At 57.1% G+C, this 16,179-nt stretch carries 13 protein-coding genes; 4 read left to right on the top strand and 9 right to left on the bottom strand.

Going from position 1 to position 16,179, the window contains the following annotated elements:
* The first annotated feature begins 51 nt into the window (after positions 1-51).
* Together iagB and ABR39_RS10830 are read left to right on the top strand one after the other, a co-directional pair.
* Complete coding sequence (iagB, locus tag ABR39_RS10835; protein WP_029485019.1) at positions 52-504, top strand: type III secretion system invasion protein IagB; 453 nt, start codon at positions 52-54, stop codon at positions 502-504.
* Between the two features lie 136 nt (positions 505-640).
* Entirely contained in the window at positions 641-2,479 is a 1,839-nt protein-coding gene (locus ABR39_RS10830) for a glycoside hydrolase family 19 protein (protein WP_047346940.1), read from the top strand.
* Between the two features lie 145 nt (positions 2,480-2,624).
* Here the strand turns inward: ABR39_RS10830 and ABR39_RS10825 are convergent, their stop codons facing one another.
* From ABR39_RS10825 to poxB, 4 genes are all read right to left on the bottom strand, one after another.
* Complete coding sequence (locus ABR39_RS10825) at positions 2,625-3,638, bottom strand: NAD-dependent epimerase/dehydratase family protein (protein WP_048339046.1); 1,014 nt, start codon at positions 3,636-3,638, stop codon at positions 2,625-2,627.
* A gap of 92 nt (positions 3,639-3,730) precedes the next feature.
* Complete coding sequence (locus tag ABR39_RS10820; protein ID WP_047346938.1) at positions 3,731-5,167, bottom strand: SDR family oxidoreductase; 1,437 nt, start codon at positions 5,165-5,167, stop codon at positions 3,731-3,733.
* A 10-nt stretch (positions 5,168-5,177) separates the two neighbouring features.
* Complete coding sequence (gene ltaE, locus ABR39_RS10815; protein ID WP_047346937.1) at positions 5,178-6,179, bottom strand: low-specificity L-threonine aldolase; 1,002 nt, start codon at positions 6,177-6,179, stop codon at positions 5,178-5,180.
* Between the two features lie 38 nt (positions 6,180-6,217).
* Positions 6,218-7,936 (bottom strand): ubiquinone-dependent pyruvate dehydrogenase, encoded by a 1,719-nt coding sequence (gene poxB / locus ABR39_RS10810; protein ID WP_047346936.1) that lies wholly within the window; start codon positions 7,934-7,936, stop codon positions 6,218-6,220.
* Between the two features lie 151 nt (positions 7,937-8,087).
* Between poxB and ABR39_RS10805 the strand changes: the two genes are divergently transcribed.
* Positions 8,088-8,522, top strand: a complete 435-nt coding sequence (locus ABR39_RS10805; protein ID WP_047346935.1) for a DoxX family protein — start codon at positions 8,088-8,090, stop codon at positions 8,520-8,522.
* A 97-nt stretch (positions 8,523-8,619) separates the two neighbouring features.
* Here ABR39_RS10805 and hcr read toward each other — a convergent pair whose 3' ends face one another.
* The 4 genes from hcr to aqpZ all read right to left on the bottom strand — a co-directional run bounded on the left by hcr (position 8,620) and on the right by aqpZ (position 13,160).
* Positions 8,620-9,588, bottom strand: a complete 969-nt coding sequence (hcr, locus tag ABR39_RS10800; RefSeq protein ID WP_047346934.1) for an NADH oxidoreductase — start codon at positions 9,586-9,588, stop codon at positions 8,620-8,622.
* A gap of 10 nt (positions 9,589-9,598) precedes the next feature.
* A complete protein-coding gene (hcp, locus tag ABR39_RS10795; RefSeq protein WP_047346933.1) occupies positions 9,599-11,251 on the bottom strand; it encodes a hydroxylamine reductase in 1,653 nt (550 codons plus the stop codon).
* A gap of 144 nt (positions 11,252-11,395) precedes the next feature.
* Complete coding sequence (locus tag ABR39_RS10790) at positions 11,396-12,295, bottom strand: lysine exporter LysO family protein (protein WP_047346932.1); 900 nt, start codon at positions 12,293-12,295, stop codon at positions 11,396-11,398.
* A 169-nt stretch (positions 12,296-12,464) separates the two neighbouring features.
* Positions 12,465-13,160: an aquaporin Z gene (aqpZ, locus tag ABR39_RS10785; RefSeq protein ID WP_025756038.1), complete on the bottom strand. Its 696-nt coding sequence runs from the start codon at positions 13,158-13,160 to the stop codon at positions 12,465-12,467.
* Between the two features lie 290 nt (positions 13,161-13,450).
* On the opposite strand from aqpZ, the gene ABR39_RS10780 reads away from it, so the two are divergent.
* Complete coding sequence (locus ABR39_RS10780; RefSeq protein WP_047346931.1) at positions 13,451-15,109, top strand: ATP-dependent endonuclease; 1,659 nt, start codon at positions 13,451-13,453, stop codon at positions 15,107-15,109.
* Here ABR39_RS10780 and ABR39_RS10775 read toward each other — a convergent pair.
* On the bottom strand, positions 15,106-16,062 hold the full coding sequence (locus ABR39_RS10775; protein WP_047346930.1) for a VirK/YbjX family protein: 957 nt from the start codon (positions 16,060-16,062) through the stop codon (positions 15,106-15,108). The genes ABR39_RS10780 and ABR39_RS10775 overlap by 4 nt on opposite strands.
* Positions 16,063-16,179 lie beyond the last annotated feature (117 nt).

The following is a 16,179-nucleotide window of genomic DNA, read 5'->3' as shown; positions in this document are numbered from 1 at the left end:
TTTAACAGGACGTGTTTGAGGAGAAATAAAACGTACCACCGCAGGTGAATAATGAAGCGATTACTGTTGCTGTTATTAATATTAAGCCAAAGCGCATTGGCGAATTGCTGGGATAAAGCGGCGCATTATTATCATGTTGACCCTTATTTACTTTATGCCATTGCGAATGTGGAATCAGGAATGAATCCCTACGCCGTCGGGACCAATCATGACGGGACGCATGACGTAGGATTAATGCAAATAAACAGCTCGCACTTTTCGGAGCTTGAACGACGCGGTATCAGCGAACGTAGACTTATGACTGAACCTTGTACCTCCATTATGGTGGGCGCATCGATTCTGTCAGGCATGATTAAAGTCTACGGATATAACTGGGAAGCCGTTGGCGCCTATAACGCCGGGATTAAAAAAGAAAATTATCCAAAGCGTATGGTGTATGCCCATAAAGTCTGGGCGAAGTATCAGCAATTAAAATCTGTTGCACGCGAAAGAAATGACTGGTGAGTTTTTTCTTTTTTGAAGCGTACCGTTAAGTATGCTTCAGAAAGTGAAAAACAGCTGTCTGGAGTTTATTTATTAATGGATTAATAAATAAGCTGGGATTTTATTTTAAACCATCGAATTAACAGGAATAACCGAAATGAATAAAAGGACATTACTGAGCGTGTTGATTGCGGGTGCGTGCATTGCACCTGTTATGGCTCAGGCCACCATGTTGAAGGCAGAAAGCAGCGAGCCTTACACCATGAAAGCCAGCGATCTGGCGAAAAAGGAAAAAGAGCTGACTGATTTCCCTCTGATGCAGTCCGTGAAGGATACCATCCGCACGCTGGACAACGCTTCAGTTGAGCAGATTGAGCCAGGCCGCGCGTCCAACCCGGCTAACGTTAAACGCGTTGAGGGGATCCTGAAAGAGAGCGACTGGGAATACCTGTTCCCGCTGCGTGCGAAGGACTACAGCTACAGCAACTTCCTGAAAGCGGTGGGTAAATTCCCGGCGCTGTGCGACACCTACAAAGACGGCCGCGACAGCGATGCCATCTGCCGTAAAGAGCTGGCAACCATGTTTGCCCACTTTGCGCAGGAAACCGGCGGTCACGAAAGCTGGCGCCCGGAAGCCGAATGGCGTCAGGCGCTGGTCTACGTGCGCGAAATGGGCTGGAGCGAAGGTCAGAAGGGCGGCTATAACGGCGAATGTAATACCGACGTCTGGCAGGGTCAGACCTGGCCGTGCGGTAAAGACAAAGACGGCGATTTCCTGAGCTACTTCGGCCGCGGCGCGAAGCAGCTGTCCTACAACTATAACTACGGTCCGTTCTCCGAAGCGATGTACGGCGACGTTAAAGTTCTGCTGGAAAAACCCGAGCTGGTGGCGGACACCTGGCTGAACCTGGCGAGTGCGATCTTCTTCTTCGCCTACCCACAGCCGCCAAAACCAAGCATGCTGCAGGTTATCGACGGCACCTGGCAGCCGAACGATCACGACAAGGCTAACGGCCTGGTCCCTGGCTTCGGCGTGACCACCCAGATCATCAACGGCGGCGTAGAGTGCGGTGGCCCGACTGAAATTGCGCAGTCTCAGAACCGTATCAAGTACTACAAAGAGTTCGCCAACTACCTGAAAGTGCCTGTACCGGCTGACGAAGTGCTGGGCTGTGCGAACATGAAGCAGTTCGATGAAGGCGGCGCAGGCGCACTGAAGATCTACTGGGAACAGGACTGGGGATGGAGCGCGGATACGCCTGACGGCAAAACCTACTCTTGCCAGCTGGTGGGCTACCAGACGCCATTCAGCGCGTTTAAAGACGGCGATTACACCAAGTGTGTACAGAAGTTCTATAACGTGAATATCGTGAATGACGACGGCTCAGCGACCACGCCGGATGAGACACCGGTTACGCCAACACCAACGCCATCAGAAGATGAAACGCCAGCACCAACCCCGGATGAAACCCCGGCTCCAACGCCGGACGAAACCCCGGCAGCGGTAAACCATGCGCCAGTGGCGCAGATTGCGGGTCCAATCGGTGCCGTTGAAGCGGGTGCGCAGGTTTCTCTGAGCGCTGAAGGTTCTACCGACGAAGACGGTAACAAACTGACCTACACCTGGCGTTCCCAGGACGGCCAGACCGTCACCGGCGATGACAAAGCGGTTGTGACCTTCACCGCGCCAGAAGCGGCGACGGCTCAGCAGTACGAAGTGAGCCTGACCGTCAGCGACGGCGAGCTGAGCAGCAGCACCACCTACCTGCTGAACGTGAAAGCGAAAGAAGCGGCTCCGTCTAAGGATGAGGGCACTTCCGGCGATTACGCAGCATGGAGCGCGAACAGCAAGTACAAGGCAGGCGATATCGTGAACAACCACGGTAAACTGTTCCAGTGCAAACCGTTCCCGTACAGCGGCTGGTGTAACAACGCCCCGGCATACTATGAACCAGGCGCAGGTCTGGCATGGTCTGAAGCCTGGACGGCTCTGTAAAAGCAAAACGGCAACCTTCGGGTTGCCGTTTTCGTGTTTTCTCCCTCTCCCTGTGGGAGAGGGCCGGGGTGAGGGCATCAGGCCGCAGAGTTCTGTTTTTTGCCGGGTGGCGCTGCGCTTACCCGTTCTACATGGGGCAGGGCGCTTACCTGTGCAACTTCCCATGATCCCGCAGCCACGCTGCCGTGCGTACAATCCCTTCATCCAGCGTCACAATCGGCTTATACCCCAGCTCATTCTCCGCGCGCGAAATATCCAGCGTGAAATCAAAATTAAGCTTTGATACCCCATAGTGGGTCAGCGCAGGCTCTTTGGCCGTTTTGCTGCCAAAACGCTCCATGCTGCGGGCGATCATATCCAGCATCGGATAAGGCACCGAACGGATACGGCAGTTAATCTGCAGCTCGTCGATCAGGCGCTGCACAATGCTGCGCAGCGTGCAGGGCTCGCCGTTAGTGATGTTGTAGGCGCGACCGGAAATCAGCTTATCGCAGTCCGTCTGGCTTGCCAGCCACATGGCGTGGACCGCATTTTCGTAATAGGTCATATCCACCAGGGCATCGCCGCCGCGCGGCAGCAGCACGCTGCCGTAGTGGTGCATCATCTGCGCCAGACGGGGAATAAACACTTTGTCGTGCGGCCCGAACAGGCTCTGCGGACGCAGCACCGTAAAGCGGGTATGCGGGTTCGACTGCGCCAGCAGGTCAATCACCTCTTCGCTGGCCGCCTTGCTGCGGGCAAACTCACAGGCAAAGCGGGCCGGACGGAAATCTTCCTGCACGTCACGATGGTGGTGATAGTCGAAATAGAGCGACGGGGACGAGATATGAATAAAGTTACGCACGCCCCAGGCGACGGCCCATTCTCCCAGACGGCGGGTTGCCCGCACGTTGGCGAGATCAAAGGCTTCCTGGGTACCCCACGGGGAGGTGAAACTGGAGCAGTGCCACAGCGTATCGATACCGGCGAGCATCACTTTTGCCTGAGAGGAGACCAGCTCCGTCAGGTCGGCATGGACGAACTCTGCGCCCATTTTTTGCAGCAGCTTCCCCATCGCTTCGTTGCGACCGGTAGCCCTGACGCTGATGCCCTTGTTGCGCAGAAATTCGACCGCATTTCGGCCTAAGCCGCTGGTCGCCCCGGTAACCAGTACCTTCATATCAATCCACTGTGTTGAAAAGAATTTCGTGCGCATTCTTTCGTGAATTACGGCGCTATGCAATGGGAAAGGTGAAAGAAAGAGAGTTTTATTTAGATCTTTTCCGTCTTTTGTTCTGCAAGTTGCGCAATCCGCTTTGCCATCCCGCGGAAGATAAACAGGTGTGCAGGGATCATGAACAGCCAGTAGAACAGACCGGGCATTCCGTGCGGATGCCACCATGCGCGGACGTCCAGTTCACGACGATCGCCTTTGTCTTTCAGGGTAAAGCAAAGGCGGCCCAGCCCGGGGGCCTTCATGCCGAACAGCAGCGCCAGCTGTTTTTCCGGTTCGACGATGATGACCTTCCAGCTGTCGACCGCATCGCCCACTTCAAGATACGGGCGAGCAGGGCGGCCTTTTGCCAGCCGGTGGCCGACCAGCAGATCCATCGCCCCGCGGGTTTGCCAGAGCAGGTTGCCGAAGAAATACCGCTCTTTGCCGCCAATCTGGTTTACCACCTCCCACAGCGCGGCCAGGCTGGCCGTGGTTTCCACCGTGCAGCCCGCCTGTTTCGGGTAATAGCCGTACTCCGGCCGCCAGCGGGCAAACGCCTGGGCGTCGTAACCCCAGTCGCTGGAGTTCACCAGCTGCTCTTCTTCCTTCAGGGTGTTGCGCACGGCATCGTCAAAGCGGATCAATGGCTGGGGAATTAAGGCGCGAAGCGCGCGATCGTCTGCCAGCAGATCGTGCTTCAGACCCTGGATCAGCGCTTTGGCGGTCGTCGGGGGCACTGAAGTGATCACATTCAAAAACCACACCGAGATCCAGCGGGTTGGGAAGGGGATGGGGATGAGCCAGCGTCGGCGTCCGCTGACGCGCATAAAGTGTTCGAACTGTTCCTGGTAGCTCAGCACTTCCGGGCCGGCGGCCTCCAGCACGCGGTGCTGCTCGGCCGGGTGATCCAGCAGGGCCACCAGATAATGCAGGAGATTCTCCAGCGCAATCGGCGTGGTGCGCGAGCGCACCCAGCGCGGCGGCGTGAGCACCGGCAGGTTGTAGACCATATCGCGCATCACTTCGAAGGCGGCGGACCCGGCGCCGACGATAATGCCGGCGCGCAGTTCGGTGACGGGAATGTTCGCGCCGCGCAGGGTGTCGGCGGTCAGCTGGCGCGCGCGCAGATGGTCGGACTGCTCGTTTTCGGGAGCCTGCAGCGAGCTTAAGAAAATCACCTGCTTAACCGGCGCTTGCAGCAGCGCATCGCGGACATTCATCGCCACCTGACGCTCGTGGGCGATAAAATCGCCGCCTTCACCCATGCTGTGGACCAGGTAGTAAAGCGTATCGACCCCGTCCAGCAGCGCTGGCAGCGCGACTGGCCAGTTGAGGTCGACGTTGTGGCAGGTCACGCCGGGCAGGTTTTGCTTTTGCAGGCGTTCGGTGTTGCGTGCCGCTGCCAGCACCTGATGTCCCTGCTGGCTTAACGCCGTGGTCAGATGCTGACCAATATATCCGCTGGCGCCAAGCACCAGAATACGCTGCGGCACGTGATGCTCCTTAACGCTGTAAAAAGGCCTGCCAGTGTTTCACCACGTCCGCCAGCTGTTCGCGGCTCACGTCGAGATGCATCACCAGACGCACAACGGGTGACGCGTTGATCAGTACGCCACGCGCTTTCATATACTCGCCAAGCGCAGCGGCGTGGTCATCGCCTACGCGAACGAACAGCATGTTGGTGTCGTGGCGCATCACGTCGGCGCCAATTTCGCGCAGCTGCGCCGCCATCCACGCGGCGTTGTCGTGATCGTCTTGCAGACGCGTGACGTTATTCTTCAGGGCGTACAGACCCGCCGCCGCCAGGATACCGGCCTGGCGCATGCCGCCGCCTGTCATCTTGCGCCAGCGGTTGGCGCGCTTAATGTAGTCCGCACTGCCGACCAGCAGGGAACCCACGGGCGTGCCCAGCCCTTTCGACAGGCAGATAGTGAACGAGTCGCAGTATTGCGTAATCTCTTTCAGCTCGCAGCCGTACGCCACCACGGCGTTAAAGATGCGCGCGCCGTCCACGTGCAGCCCGAGCTTGCGCTCGCGGGTGAATTCCCACGCCGCTTTCAGGTACTCGCGCGGCAGGACTTTGCCGTTATGGGTGTTTTCAAGGCTGAGCAGCCTGGTGCGGGCGAAATGGATATCGTCGGCTTTGATTTTCGCGGCGACCTTATCGAGCGGGAGCGAGCCGTCCGGCGCGGCGTCGATCGGCTGCGGCTGAATGCTGCCGAGTACCGCCGCGCCGCCCGCTTCGTACAGATAGTTATGTGCGCCCTGGCCGACGATATACTCTTCGCCGCGCTCGCAGTGGCTGAGCAGCGCGACCAGGTTGGCCTGCGTACCGGTGGGCAGGAACAGGGCGGCCTCTTTACCGCTGAGCTCTGCGGCATAGCGCTGCAGTTCGTTTACCGTCGGATCGTCACCGTAGACGTCATCCCCGACCGGGGCGGCCATCATCTCTTCGAGCATGGCGCGACTCGGGCGGGTAACGGTATCGCTGCGTAAATCAATCATGGCATGTCCTTATATTTAAAAAGGCGATGCCAGATGTTTTACCTGAGCCAGTTGGTTTTTGCCAGTTCGATCACTTCATCGCCGCGGCCGCTGATGATCGCGCGCAGCATATAGAGGCTAAAGCCTTTGGCCTGCTCCAGCTTGATCTGCGGCGGGATCGCCAGCTCTTCTTTGGCGACGACGACATCCACCAGCACCGGACCGTCGATGGAAAAGGCGCGCTGCAGGGCTTCATCCACCTCAGAGGCTTTTTCAACGCGGATACCGGTGATGCCGCAGGCCTCTGCGATGCGCGCGAAGTTGGTGTCGTGCAGCTCGGTGCCGTCCGTGAGATAGCCTCCTGCCTTCATCTCCATCGCCACAAAGCCCAGCACGCTGTTGTTAAAGACCACGATTTTCAGCGGCAGCTTCATTTGTACGACCGACAGGAAATCTCCCATCAGCATGCTGAACCCGCCGTCGCCGCACATTGCCACCACCTGACGCTCTGGCGCCGTTGCTTTTGCACCCAGCGCCTGCGGCATGGCGTTAGCCATCGAGCCGTGGTTGAACGAGCCGAGCAGGCGGCGTTTGCCGTTCATCTTCAGATAGCGCGCCGCCCAGACGGTTGGCGTGCCCACATCGCAGGTAAAGATGGCATCGTCGTCAGCAAAATGGCTGATCTGCTGGGCCAGGTACTGCGGGTGAATGGCTTTGTCGCTCGGTTTGGCGAGGTCGTCCAGCCCCTTGCGGGCATCGCGATAGTCGCTCAACGCCTTATCAAGGAACTTGCGGTCCGTTTTCTCTTCCAGCAGCGGCAGCAGGGCGGCAAGGGTGGATTTGATGTCGCCCACCAGCGCCATATCGACCTTGCTGTGCGCCCCGATACTGGCCGGGTTGATATCAATCTGAATAATTTTGGCATCCGCCGGATAGAACGGACGATACGGGAACTGGGTGCCGAGCAGGATCAGCGTGTCGGCGTTCATCATGGTGTGGAAACCGCTTGAAAAACCGATCAGCCCGGTCATGCCCACGTCATAGGGGTTGTCGTACTCTACGTGCTCTTTGCCGCGCAGGGCATGAACAATCGGGGATTTCAGCTTGCCGGCAAATTCAAGCAGTTCCTTGTGCGCGCCTGCACAGCCGCTGCCGCACATTAGGGCGATATTGCTGGAGTAGCGCAGCAGCTGAGCCAGCTTTTTCAGCTCTTCTTCGGCAGGCGTAACCACCGGCTGCGGCGCGTGGTACCAGTGCGTGCTGGCCCCTTCAGGTGCGGCCTTAAGGGCCACGTCGCCCGGAATAACGACCACGGAAACGCCGCGGTTTAGCACCGCCTTGCGCATGGCGATTGCCAGCACCTGCGGGATCTGCTCCGGGGATGAAACCAGCTCGCAATAGTGGCTGCATTCACGGAACAGCTCCTGCGGATGCGTCTCCTGAAAATAGCCGCTGCCGATTTCGGAAGAGGGAATATGGGCGGCAATCGCCAGCACCGGCACGTGATTGCGGTGGCAGTCGAACAGGCCGTTGATCAGGTGCAGGTTGCCCGGCCCGCAGGACCCGGCGCAGACCGCCAGTTCACCCGTGAGCTGCGCTTCGGCACCGGCGGCAAAGGCGGCGACCTCTTCATGACGGGTCGGCATCCATTCAATGGTTTTCATCTTGTTGAGGCTGTCGCTCAGTCCGTTAAGGGAATCGCCGGTTACGCCCCAGATACGTTTTACGCCTGCCTGTTCGAGGGTCTTCGCTATGTATGCAGCCACGGTTTGTTTCATGGGTGTCCATCTCCTTTTTGTGATATCGCTTACAAGCTTAGAAGAAAGTCTCTGTCTTGCCCGCTTTACCCCCTCATTAAAAGGTGGTTTTCACATGCCACTCTTCAGCATAATCTGGCTGAACATTGGGTAAAAACAGGAATTATTTCAAATGGTTAAATCATTGTTAACTGCTGTTAATGAAAAGCTATCATGCGACGATCTCGGCAAACTCTTGTTACGACTTGCCGTCGGCGGGCTGATGCTGTTTCACGGTTTACACAAGCTATTCGGCGGCGTGGGGTTTATCAGCGGCATGCTGGTGGAAAAAAGCTTGCCGGGGTTTATCGCCTACGGGGTGTTGATTGGCGAAGTGGTGGCACCCGTCCTGATTATTGTCGGCCTCTTTACGCGCCCGGCGGCGCTGGTGCTGGCCTTTACGATGATCGTGGCATGGCTGATGGTGGGCACGGGCAAAACCTTTGCGCTGGATGCCGTGGGGGCGTGGGCGATTGAAAGCCTGGTGTACTTCTTTATCGGCTCGCTGGCCGTGGCGTTTTTAGGGGCAGGGCGGTACGCGGTGGGGAAAGGTCCTGCGTGGCGATAGGGTTGTTGTGGGTCGGGTAAACGTAGTGCCACCCGACAAAAAGCCCGGAGGCGCTGACGCTTACCGGGCCTACGATCGAACATTTAACGTTTATTGTTTATGCGAGGACCAGGTCCCCCTGCGGATGACATGAGCACGCCAGCACATAACCCTCGGCAATTTCCGCATCCGTCAGCGTCATGGTGCTGGTGACGGTGTAGTCACCGGAGACCACTTTCGTCTTACAGCAACCGCAGACGCCTGCACGGCAGGCTGCTACCACCGGCACCTTGTTACTTTCCAGCGCGTCCAGCAGCGTGGTCCCCACGCGGCCGAAGAAGGTCTGCGCGGGCTGCAGCTTGGTAAACTGAATCCCGCTGGTTGCCGCTTCCGCTACCGGCGTGAAGAACTGCTCTTTGAAGAAGCGGGTCACGCCGAGCGCTTTCACTTCCTCTTCCACGATAGCCATGTACGGCGCCGGGCCGCAGGTCATCACGGTACGGCTCGCGATATCCGGCACGCTTTGCAGAAGCTCGCGGCTCAGGCGCCCCGCGACAAAACCATGCGTCGCGTTGTGTTCTGCCACCAGCGTCACCGGATAGTTGCGCCATTCATCGGCAAAAATCACGTCCTCCGGAGAGCGAACGCTGAATATCACCTGCACGTCGGCCTGAGGGCGGTTTTTGGCCAGCCAGCGGCGCATCGACATAATCGGCGTCACGCCACAGCCCGCCGCCAGCAGCAGGAATTTATCTTCTGTTTTGTCGTCACAGGTGAAATCGCCCTGGGCGTCGGACAGCCAGATATAATCCCCGCGCTTCACGTCCCGGGTCAGCCACTGCGAGCCTGCGCCGTCATCAATACGGCGGACGGTGAGCGTGATGTACTCGCTCACGCCCGGCGTTGAGGAGATCGTGTAGGCGCGCAGGGTGTCCGCCGCGTTGCGGACGCTGACCAGCGCATACTGGCCCGCGCGGTACGGATAGTAGTCGTGGCACAGCAGCGACAGCGTCCACACATCCGGCGTCTCCTGATGGATGTGGTGAACCTGCATCCGCCACGGACATTGTGAGGTTGGCATGGTCATGAATAACTCCTTACGCGCTCAGCAGCTGCTTCATATCATCTTCAACGTTGGTCACGGAACGCAGGCCGAATTTTTCATTCAGCACGGCCAGCAGGTCCGGCGTCAGGAAGCCAGGCGCCGTCGGGCCGGTCACGATGTTGGTTACGCCCAGCGAGAGCAGGGTCAGAAGGATGACAATCGCTTTCTGTTCGAACCAGGAGAGGACCAGCGACAGCGGCAGGTCGTTCACGCCGCAGCCCAGCTTCTCTGCCAGGGTCACTGCCAGAATGATGGCCGAGTAAGCATCGTTACACTGACCGGCATCCACCAGACGCGGCAGGCCTTCGATGTTGCCGAAGTCCAGCTTGTTGAAGCGGTATTTACCGCACGCAAGCGTCAGGATCAGGCAGTCTTCCGGCACGCGGGTGGCGAAATCGGTGAAGTAGTTACGCTCGCCGCGCGCGCCGTCGCAGCCGCCGATCAGGAAGATGTGGCGCAGCTTTTCACGGCTGACGAGGTCAATCAGCGAATCTGCGGCGCCGAGCAGGGTTTCACGACCGAAGCCCACGGTGATGAGATGCGGGATCTCGCTGTACGGGAAGCCTGCCATCTGCTGCGCCTGCGCAATTACCGGACCGAAATCGTCACCTTCGAGGTGGCTCACGCCCGGCCAGCCGACGATGCTGCGGGTCCAGATGCGGTCATCGTACGCGCCGACGGTAGGGTCGATGATGCAGTTGGATGTCATCACGATAGGGCCAGGGAAGCGGGCGAACTCCACCTGCTGGTTCTGCCAGCCGCTGCCGTAGTTACCGATCAGATGCTTAAACTTACGCAGCTCCGGGTAGCCGTGCGCCGGCAGCATTTCGCCGTGGGTATAGACGTTAACGCCGGTGCCTTCGGTTTGCTTCAGCAGGTTGTAGAGATCTTTCAGGTCATGACCAGAAATCAGAATGCATTTACCTTCGGTCGCTTTGACGTTGACCTGGGTTGGCGTTGGGTGACCGTAGGTGCTGGTTTCACCGGCATCCAGAATGCTCATCACGCGGAAGTTCATCTGGCCGATTTCCATTGAGCATTCCAGCAGCGCGTTCATATCGGCAGGCCAGGTCCCCAGCCACGCCATGATTTTGTGGTACTGCGCGTAAATCTCATTGTCGTACTGACCCAGAACGTGCGCGTGCTCCATATAGGCCGCGGCGCCTTTCAGGCCGTACAAGCACAGCAGGCGCAGGCCGAGAATGTTCTCGCCAATTGCCGCTTTGTCTTTGTTTGGGGTGAATTCTGCCGCCTGACGCTGCAGGTCGCCCAGATCGTCGCTCACCAGCTGAAGTTCTGACATCGGGTTTTCCACGCGGGCGCCGGCATCCGCCTTCAGGCACTGTGCTTTCAGCGCTTCGCGCAGGGCAATAGCCTCACGGGCATACCCGACGATGCGCGGGGAATCGAAGTTGACGTTAGTCAGCGTGGAGAAAAATGCGCGCGGGGCGAAGCTGTCAACGTAGTGGTCGACGATGCCGTATTCGCGGGCTTTGAACGCCCATGCGGAAAGGCCTTGCAGGGCGGCAATCAGCAGGTCCTGAAGGTCAGATGTTTCTGCGGTTTTGCCGCACATACCCTGTGCGTAGGAGCAGCCATTGCCTGCCGGAGTACGGATAGTTTGTTCACATTGCACACAAAACATAATCACACCTGTTAAAGTTATATTTAATATACATGTTTAAGGTTATGCTCGTGCCGGAACGGTGAAAAGGGCTTTCTGCCACAAAATAGAGGGAGATTGATTTAGCGCAATTTTGGCGGCAGGTTCGCTACCGCCAAAGAAGTATCAGGCAGAGAAGAAGGCCATCAGAACGGGAACCAGCAGGCTTAAAATAAAGCCGTGAACGATAGCGGCGGGCACCATCTCCAGCCCACCTGAACGCTGTAATACCGGCAGGGTAAAGTCCATCGAGGTTGCGCCGCACAGACCCAGCGCGGTGGAACGGCTGCGGCGAACCAGGCCCGGGATCAGCATGATGGCAATCAGCTCGCGCGCCAGATCGTTAAAGAAGGCGGCGCTGCCAATCACCGGGCCGAAAGATTCGGTCAGCAGAATTCCGGAAAGGGAGTACCAGCCAAAACCTGACGCCATGGCCAGCCCGGTTTTCAGGGGCAGGTCGAGCACAAAGGCATTAATGACGCCTGCCACCATGGAGCTGGCGACAACGATAACGGCAACAATCATTCCCCGACGGTTCAGGACAATTTGTTTCAGCGTCATGCCATTATTTCGCAGCTGGATACCAATCAGGAACAGCAGGAAGATCAGGGTATATTCGCTGGCCTCCGTAGCGTGCTGTAAAAACGCCCAGCCGGTCAGTCCAAGAAGAAAACCGAGCAGCACGACGCCGCACAGTTTTAATGATTCCAGCGCCATTGCTATTCGGGAAGGAAGTTTTTCCTGATGATGGTGATTTTTCCACGGAATTGTGCGTTCAAGCCAGAAGAGTGCGGCAATATTACACAGCAAAATAACCACGACGGTGACGACAGAATAATGCAGAATCGCCAGCAGATTGGTTGCCAGATTATCCAGGAAGGCCAGGCTTATCCCCATAAAGAAAAGAATGACGTAAACAATCCAGCTGAGAAAACGGTTGATTAACCGTAATGCAGATTCCTGACGCAGCGGGATGAGATAGCCCACAATCAGGGGCAGCAGAATAATGAGGAGTCCTGAAAACATGAACAGCCGGTCCTTTAAGTATCTGTTGAGCGCCAGAGACACTACCCAATAAAGGTTGTTCAGTAAAGCGGCAATAAAAAAGCCGGGTGGCGCTAACGCTTACCCGGCCTGTGTGTGCGGCCTGTTGCCCTCACCCCGGCCCTCTCCCTGTGGGAGAGGGAGGGAAAGATTAATCGCGTTTTTCCAGCAGCGTGCGATACAGCACGCCGCCCAGAATACCGCCGACGATTGGCATTACCCAGAACAGCCACAGCTGCTCCAGCGCCCAGCCGCCCTGGAAGATGGCAACTGCGGTACTGCGCGCCGGGTTAACGGACGTGTTGGTGACCGGAATGGAAATCAGGTGGATAAGCGTCAATGCCAGACCAATGGCAATAGGCGCAAAACCGGCTGGTGCGTGTTTGTCGGTTGCGCCGTGGATCACCAGCAGGAAGCCTGCGGTCAGCACAATTTCAATCACGATGGCAGACAGCATGGAATAACCGCCCGGGGAGTGTTCGCCGAAGCCGTTAGAGGCGAAACCACTGGCTGCCGCGTCGAAGCCGGCTTTACCGCTGGCAATCACGTAGAGTACGGCAGCGGCAATAATACCGCCAACCACCTGGGCGACGATATAACCGATAACTTCTTTTGCCGGGAAACGACCGCCCGCCCATAAACCTAACGTTACTGCCGGGTTAAAATGACCGCCGGAAATATGCCCCACGGCAAAGGCCATGGTTAATACGGTTAAACCAAATGCCAGCGCGACGCCGACAAATCCAATGCCTAATTCCGGGAATGCTGCAGCCAGAACGGCGCTACCGCAGCCACCAAATACCAGCCAGAATGTACCAAAGCATTCTGCTGCTAATTTTCTAAACATAACCACCTCAAAATAATTTTCCGCACGCGTTCCTGCGTGTGGGTTATATCGTCAAAAAGGGATGACGACTCAAAGAGTCTCTATTTTAAAAAATAACAACACCCCTTCGCCACTTAAATAAATTAGATTGGTTTGATTTCAGGCAATGTGATGTCATTCCTTGTTCGAGCCGGCGGTAAATAGAGCATAGCTCATTTTTCAATGGGTGGATGTTGTACTGTCGTCACCACCATCCTCCCGCTATACTGCTGATAACTTGAAGGAAAAAGTGGTCATTTGTCGGGGGATTTATGCTTCTCGAACGTGTGGAAATTGTCGGATTTCGCGGTATTAACCGTCTGTCGCTCCAGCTGGAGCAAAACAACGTCCTGATCGGCGAGAACGCGTGGGGTAAGTCCAGCCTGCTGGATGCGCTGACGTTACTGCTTTCGCCCGAAGACGACCTGTATCATTTCGTTCGCGACGATTTCTGGTTCCCACCCGGCGACGTCACGGGGCGCGAGAAGCATCTGCATATCATTCTGACGTTCCGGGAATCCGAGCCTGGCCGTCACCGCGTGCGTCGCTTCCGCCCGCTGTCGCCCTGCTGGGTGCCGTGCGATGACGGTCTCCATCGGATATTTTATCGGCTGGAAGGGGAGATGGCGGAGAACGAAGGGGTACTGACCCTGCGCGATTTCCTTGATGAGAAAGCCAACCCCATCCCGCTGGACAATATCGACGATCTGGCTCGCCATCTGATCCGCCTGACGCCGGTATTACGCCTGCGCGATGCGCGTTTTATGCGGCGCATTCGTAACGGTACCGTACCGAATATGCCTGAAGTGGAAGTGACGGCCCGCGAGCTGGATTTCCTGGCGCGAGAGCTGGTGTCGCGCCCGCAGAATTTGACCGATGGCCAAATCCGTCAGGGGTTGTCCGCGATGGTGCAGCTCCTGGAGCACTATTTTTCCGAGCAGGGGACGTCGGCGTCACGCCATCGTCTGATGCGTCGACGCTCTCATGATGAGCAGCGAAGCTGGCGCTATCTGGACATCATTAACCGGATGATCGACCGGCCCGGCGGGCGTACGCACCGGGTGATTTTGCTGGGACTGTTTTCAACGCTTCTGCAGGCCAAAGGCACCGTTCGACTTGACCGGGACGCCCGACCGCTGCTGCTGGTGGAAGATCCTGAAACGCGCCTGCACCCCATCATGCTCTCCGTGGCATGGCATCTGCTGAATTTACTGCCGCTCCAGCGTATTACCACCACCAATTCCGGTGAATTGTTATCGCTAACGCCGGTAGAGCACGTTTGTCGTCTGGTGCGTGAATCTTCCCGCGTTTCCGCTTTTCGGCTGGGGCCGGGTGGTTTGAACGCGGAAGACGGGCGGCGCATTGCGTTTCATATTCGCTTTAACCGGGCGTCGTCCCTTTTTGCCCGCTGCTGGCTGCTGGTGGAGGGAGAAACCGAAACCTGGGTCATCAATGAGCTGGCGCGCCAGTGCGGCCACCATTTTGATGCGGAAGGCATTAAGGTGATCGAATTCGCCCAGTCGGGATTAAAGCCGCTGATAAAATTTGCTCGCAGGATGGGGATCGAGTGGCACGTGCTGGTCGACGGCGATGAGGCGGGCAAAAAATATGCCTCGACCGTGCGTGGCCTGCTGAATAGCGAGCGAGAAGAAGAGCGCGACCATTTAACCATGCTGCCCGCGATGGACATGGAGCACTTTATGTATCGTCAGGGGTTCGACGACGTTTTCCACCGCATTGCGATGGTACCGGTCGATGTCCCGATGAACATGCGGCGCGTGATCGCCAAAGCCATTCATCGTTCGTCAAAGCCGGATTTAGCCATTGAAGTGGCGACGGAAGCGGGAAGGCGAGGCGTGGAGGCGGTACCGACTCTGCTGCGCAAGATGTTCTCCCGCGTGCTGTGGCTGGCACGCGGGAAAGCGGATTAGCGTTGAGTTGCCTGATTCACCTGCTGAATCAGGCTATCCAGCAGCTCGTAGCGGCGGCGATATTCGGACCGCTTTTTGCTCGCAATTTCTTCCATGGGTTTACGCGGCATGGCAAGCGGCAGCATAAAGTTACCGTTATCCTGTTTTTCTCCCCCGATGGAGATCCAGAAACTGTCGTAATCGGCCAACAGTTTTCCCTCTTTTTTCTTGCGGTAACGCCAGCTGCGATAGATATGGGTGGCGTTACTGACGGCAACAATCTGCTCTACCGGGAAAGCGGTGCCGAGCGTCATGGCGGCTTCGACCAGCAGGCGTTTCGGGAACAGGCCATGACAGGCTTTCGTCGCGCCCTGGATCAGCTCATGAGGAACGTGCGCTTTTGCACCCTGCAAACCGCCAATGAACAGCGTCGCTTTTCCTTCAAACTGGCATAGCGTAAAGGTCATTTCCGCCAGCACCGTGTTTTGGCTGTCGCAAAACGCGAGGGTGGCTTCCCCTTCTTTATCCAGGAACGCATCAGCACACAGACGAACGGTAAATTGCTGTTCATCTTTTCCGGTTAAGGTCAGCAAGGTAAACCCCTGCTTAGAAAGGTAACCCGTGAGCAGCGTCGCGGGAAGCTGGCGGCTCATGGTCTGATAGTGCCAGTTGAGCGATTCCAGCGCATGCTGACGATCCATATTCACCGTCAGCCAGGGGCGATGCAGCCGGCACGGCAGTCCTGGCTGTACCTGCAGCATCTGCATCAGGCGCGGTTGTTTTGCAAGACTCGTTAACAGGCGCGCGGTGCTAAAGGGTGTAGCCAGCGAACGTAACATGAATTTACGTCGATAGGAGGGGTTTTGCCACGCCAGCCCTGGTGTGAGCGTACCGAAAGCCAGATTTTTGAAGAGCTGCCAGCCAGATTTAGGCTGCTGCAGGTTTGAAAAAGGTGTATCGACGATGGAAGACATGATAGATCCTGCTTCTTGATGAAGATCTTCATTTCAGCAGGCGAACTCTCAACGTCTCGTAAACAAATTGTGACGATTTCGGGAAGAAGTGGTTTCGTTGAGGAGTCGTTTAGATAG

This window comes from Enterobacter genomosp. O (assembly GCF_001022965.1).
Classification (GTDB): domain Bacteria; phylum Pseudomonadota; class Gammaproteobacteria; order Enterobacterales; family Enterobacteriaceae; genus Enterobacter; species Enterobacter cloacae_L.
This window is presented reverse-complemented; position numbering and strand designations above follow the sequence as displayed.

What these genes read in the sequence shown, in the direction of transcription:
- iagB (WP_029485019.1), top strand. Translation starts at nt 52, where the DNA reads ATGAAGCGATTACTGTTGCTGTTATTAATATTAAGCCAAAGCGCATTG.
- ABR39_RS10830 (WP_047346940.1), top strand. Translation starts at nt 641, where the DNA reads ATGAATAAAAGGACATTACTGAGCGTGTTGATTGCGGGTGCGTGCATT.
- ABR39_RS10825 (WP_048339046.1), bottom strand. Translation starts at nt 3,638, where the DNA reads ATGAAGGTACTGGTTACCGGGGCGACCAGCGGCTTAGGCCGAAATGCG.
- ltaE (WP_047346937.1), bottom strand. Translation starts at nt 6,179, where the DNA reads ATGATTGATTTACGCAGCGATACCGTTACCCGCCCGAGTCGCGCCATG.
- poxB (WP_047346936.1), bottom strand. Translation starts at nt 7,936, where the DNA reads ATGAAACAAACCGTGGCTGCATACATAGCGAAGACCCTCGAACAGGCA.
- ABR39_RS10805 (WP_047346935.1), top strand. Translation starts at nt 8,088, where the DNA reads ATGGTTAAATCATTGTTAACTGCTGTTAATGAAAAGCTATCATGCGAC.
- hcr (WP_047346934.1), bottom strand. Translation starts at nt 9,588, where the DNA reads ATGACCATGCCAACCTCACAATGTCCGTGGCGGATGCAGGTTCACCAC.
- hcp (WP_047346933.1), bottom strand. Translation starts at nt 11,251, where the DNA reads ATGTTTTGTGTGCAATGTGAACAAACTATCCGTACTCCGGCAGGCAAT.
- ABR39_RS10790 (WP_047346932.1), bottom strand. Translation starts at nt 12,295, where the DNA reads ATGTTTTCAGGACTCCTCATTATTCTGCTGCCCCTGATTGTGGGCTAT.
- aqpZ (WP_025756038.1), bottom strand. Translation starts at nt 13,160, where the DNA reads ATGTTTAGAAAATTAGCAGCAGAATGCTTTGGTACATTCTGGCTGGTA.
- ABR39_RS10780 (WP_047346931.1), top strand. Translation starts at nt 13,451, where the DNA reads ATGCTTCTCGAACGTGTGGAAATTGTCGGATTTCGCGGTATTAACCGT.
- ABR39_RS10775 (WP_047346930.1), bottom strand. Translation starts at nt 16,062, where the DNA reads ATGTCTTCCATCGTCGATACACCTTTTTCAAACCTGCAGCAGCCTAAA.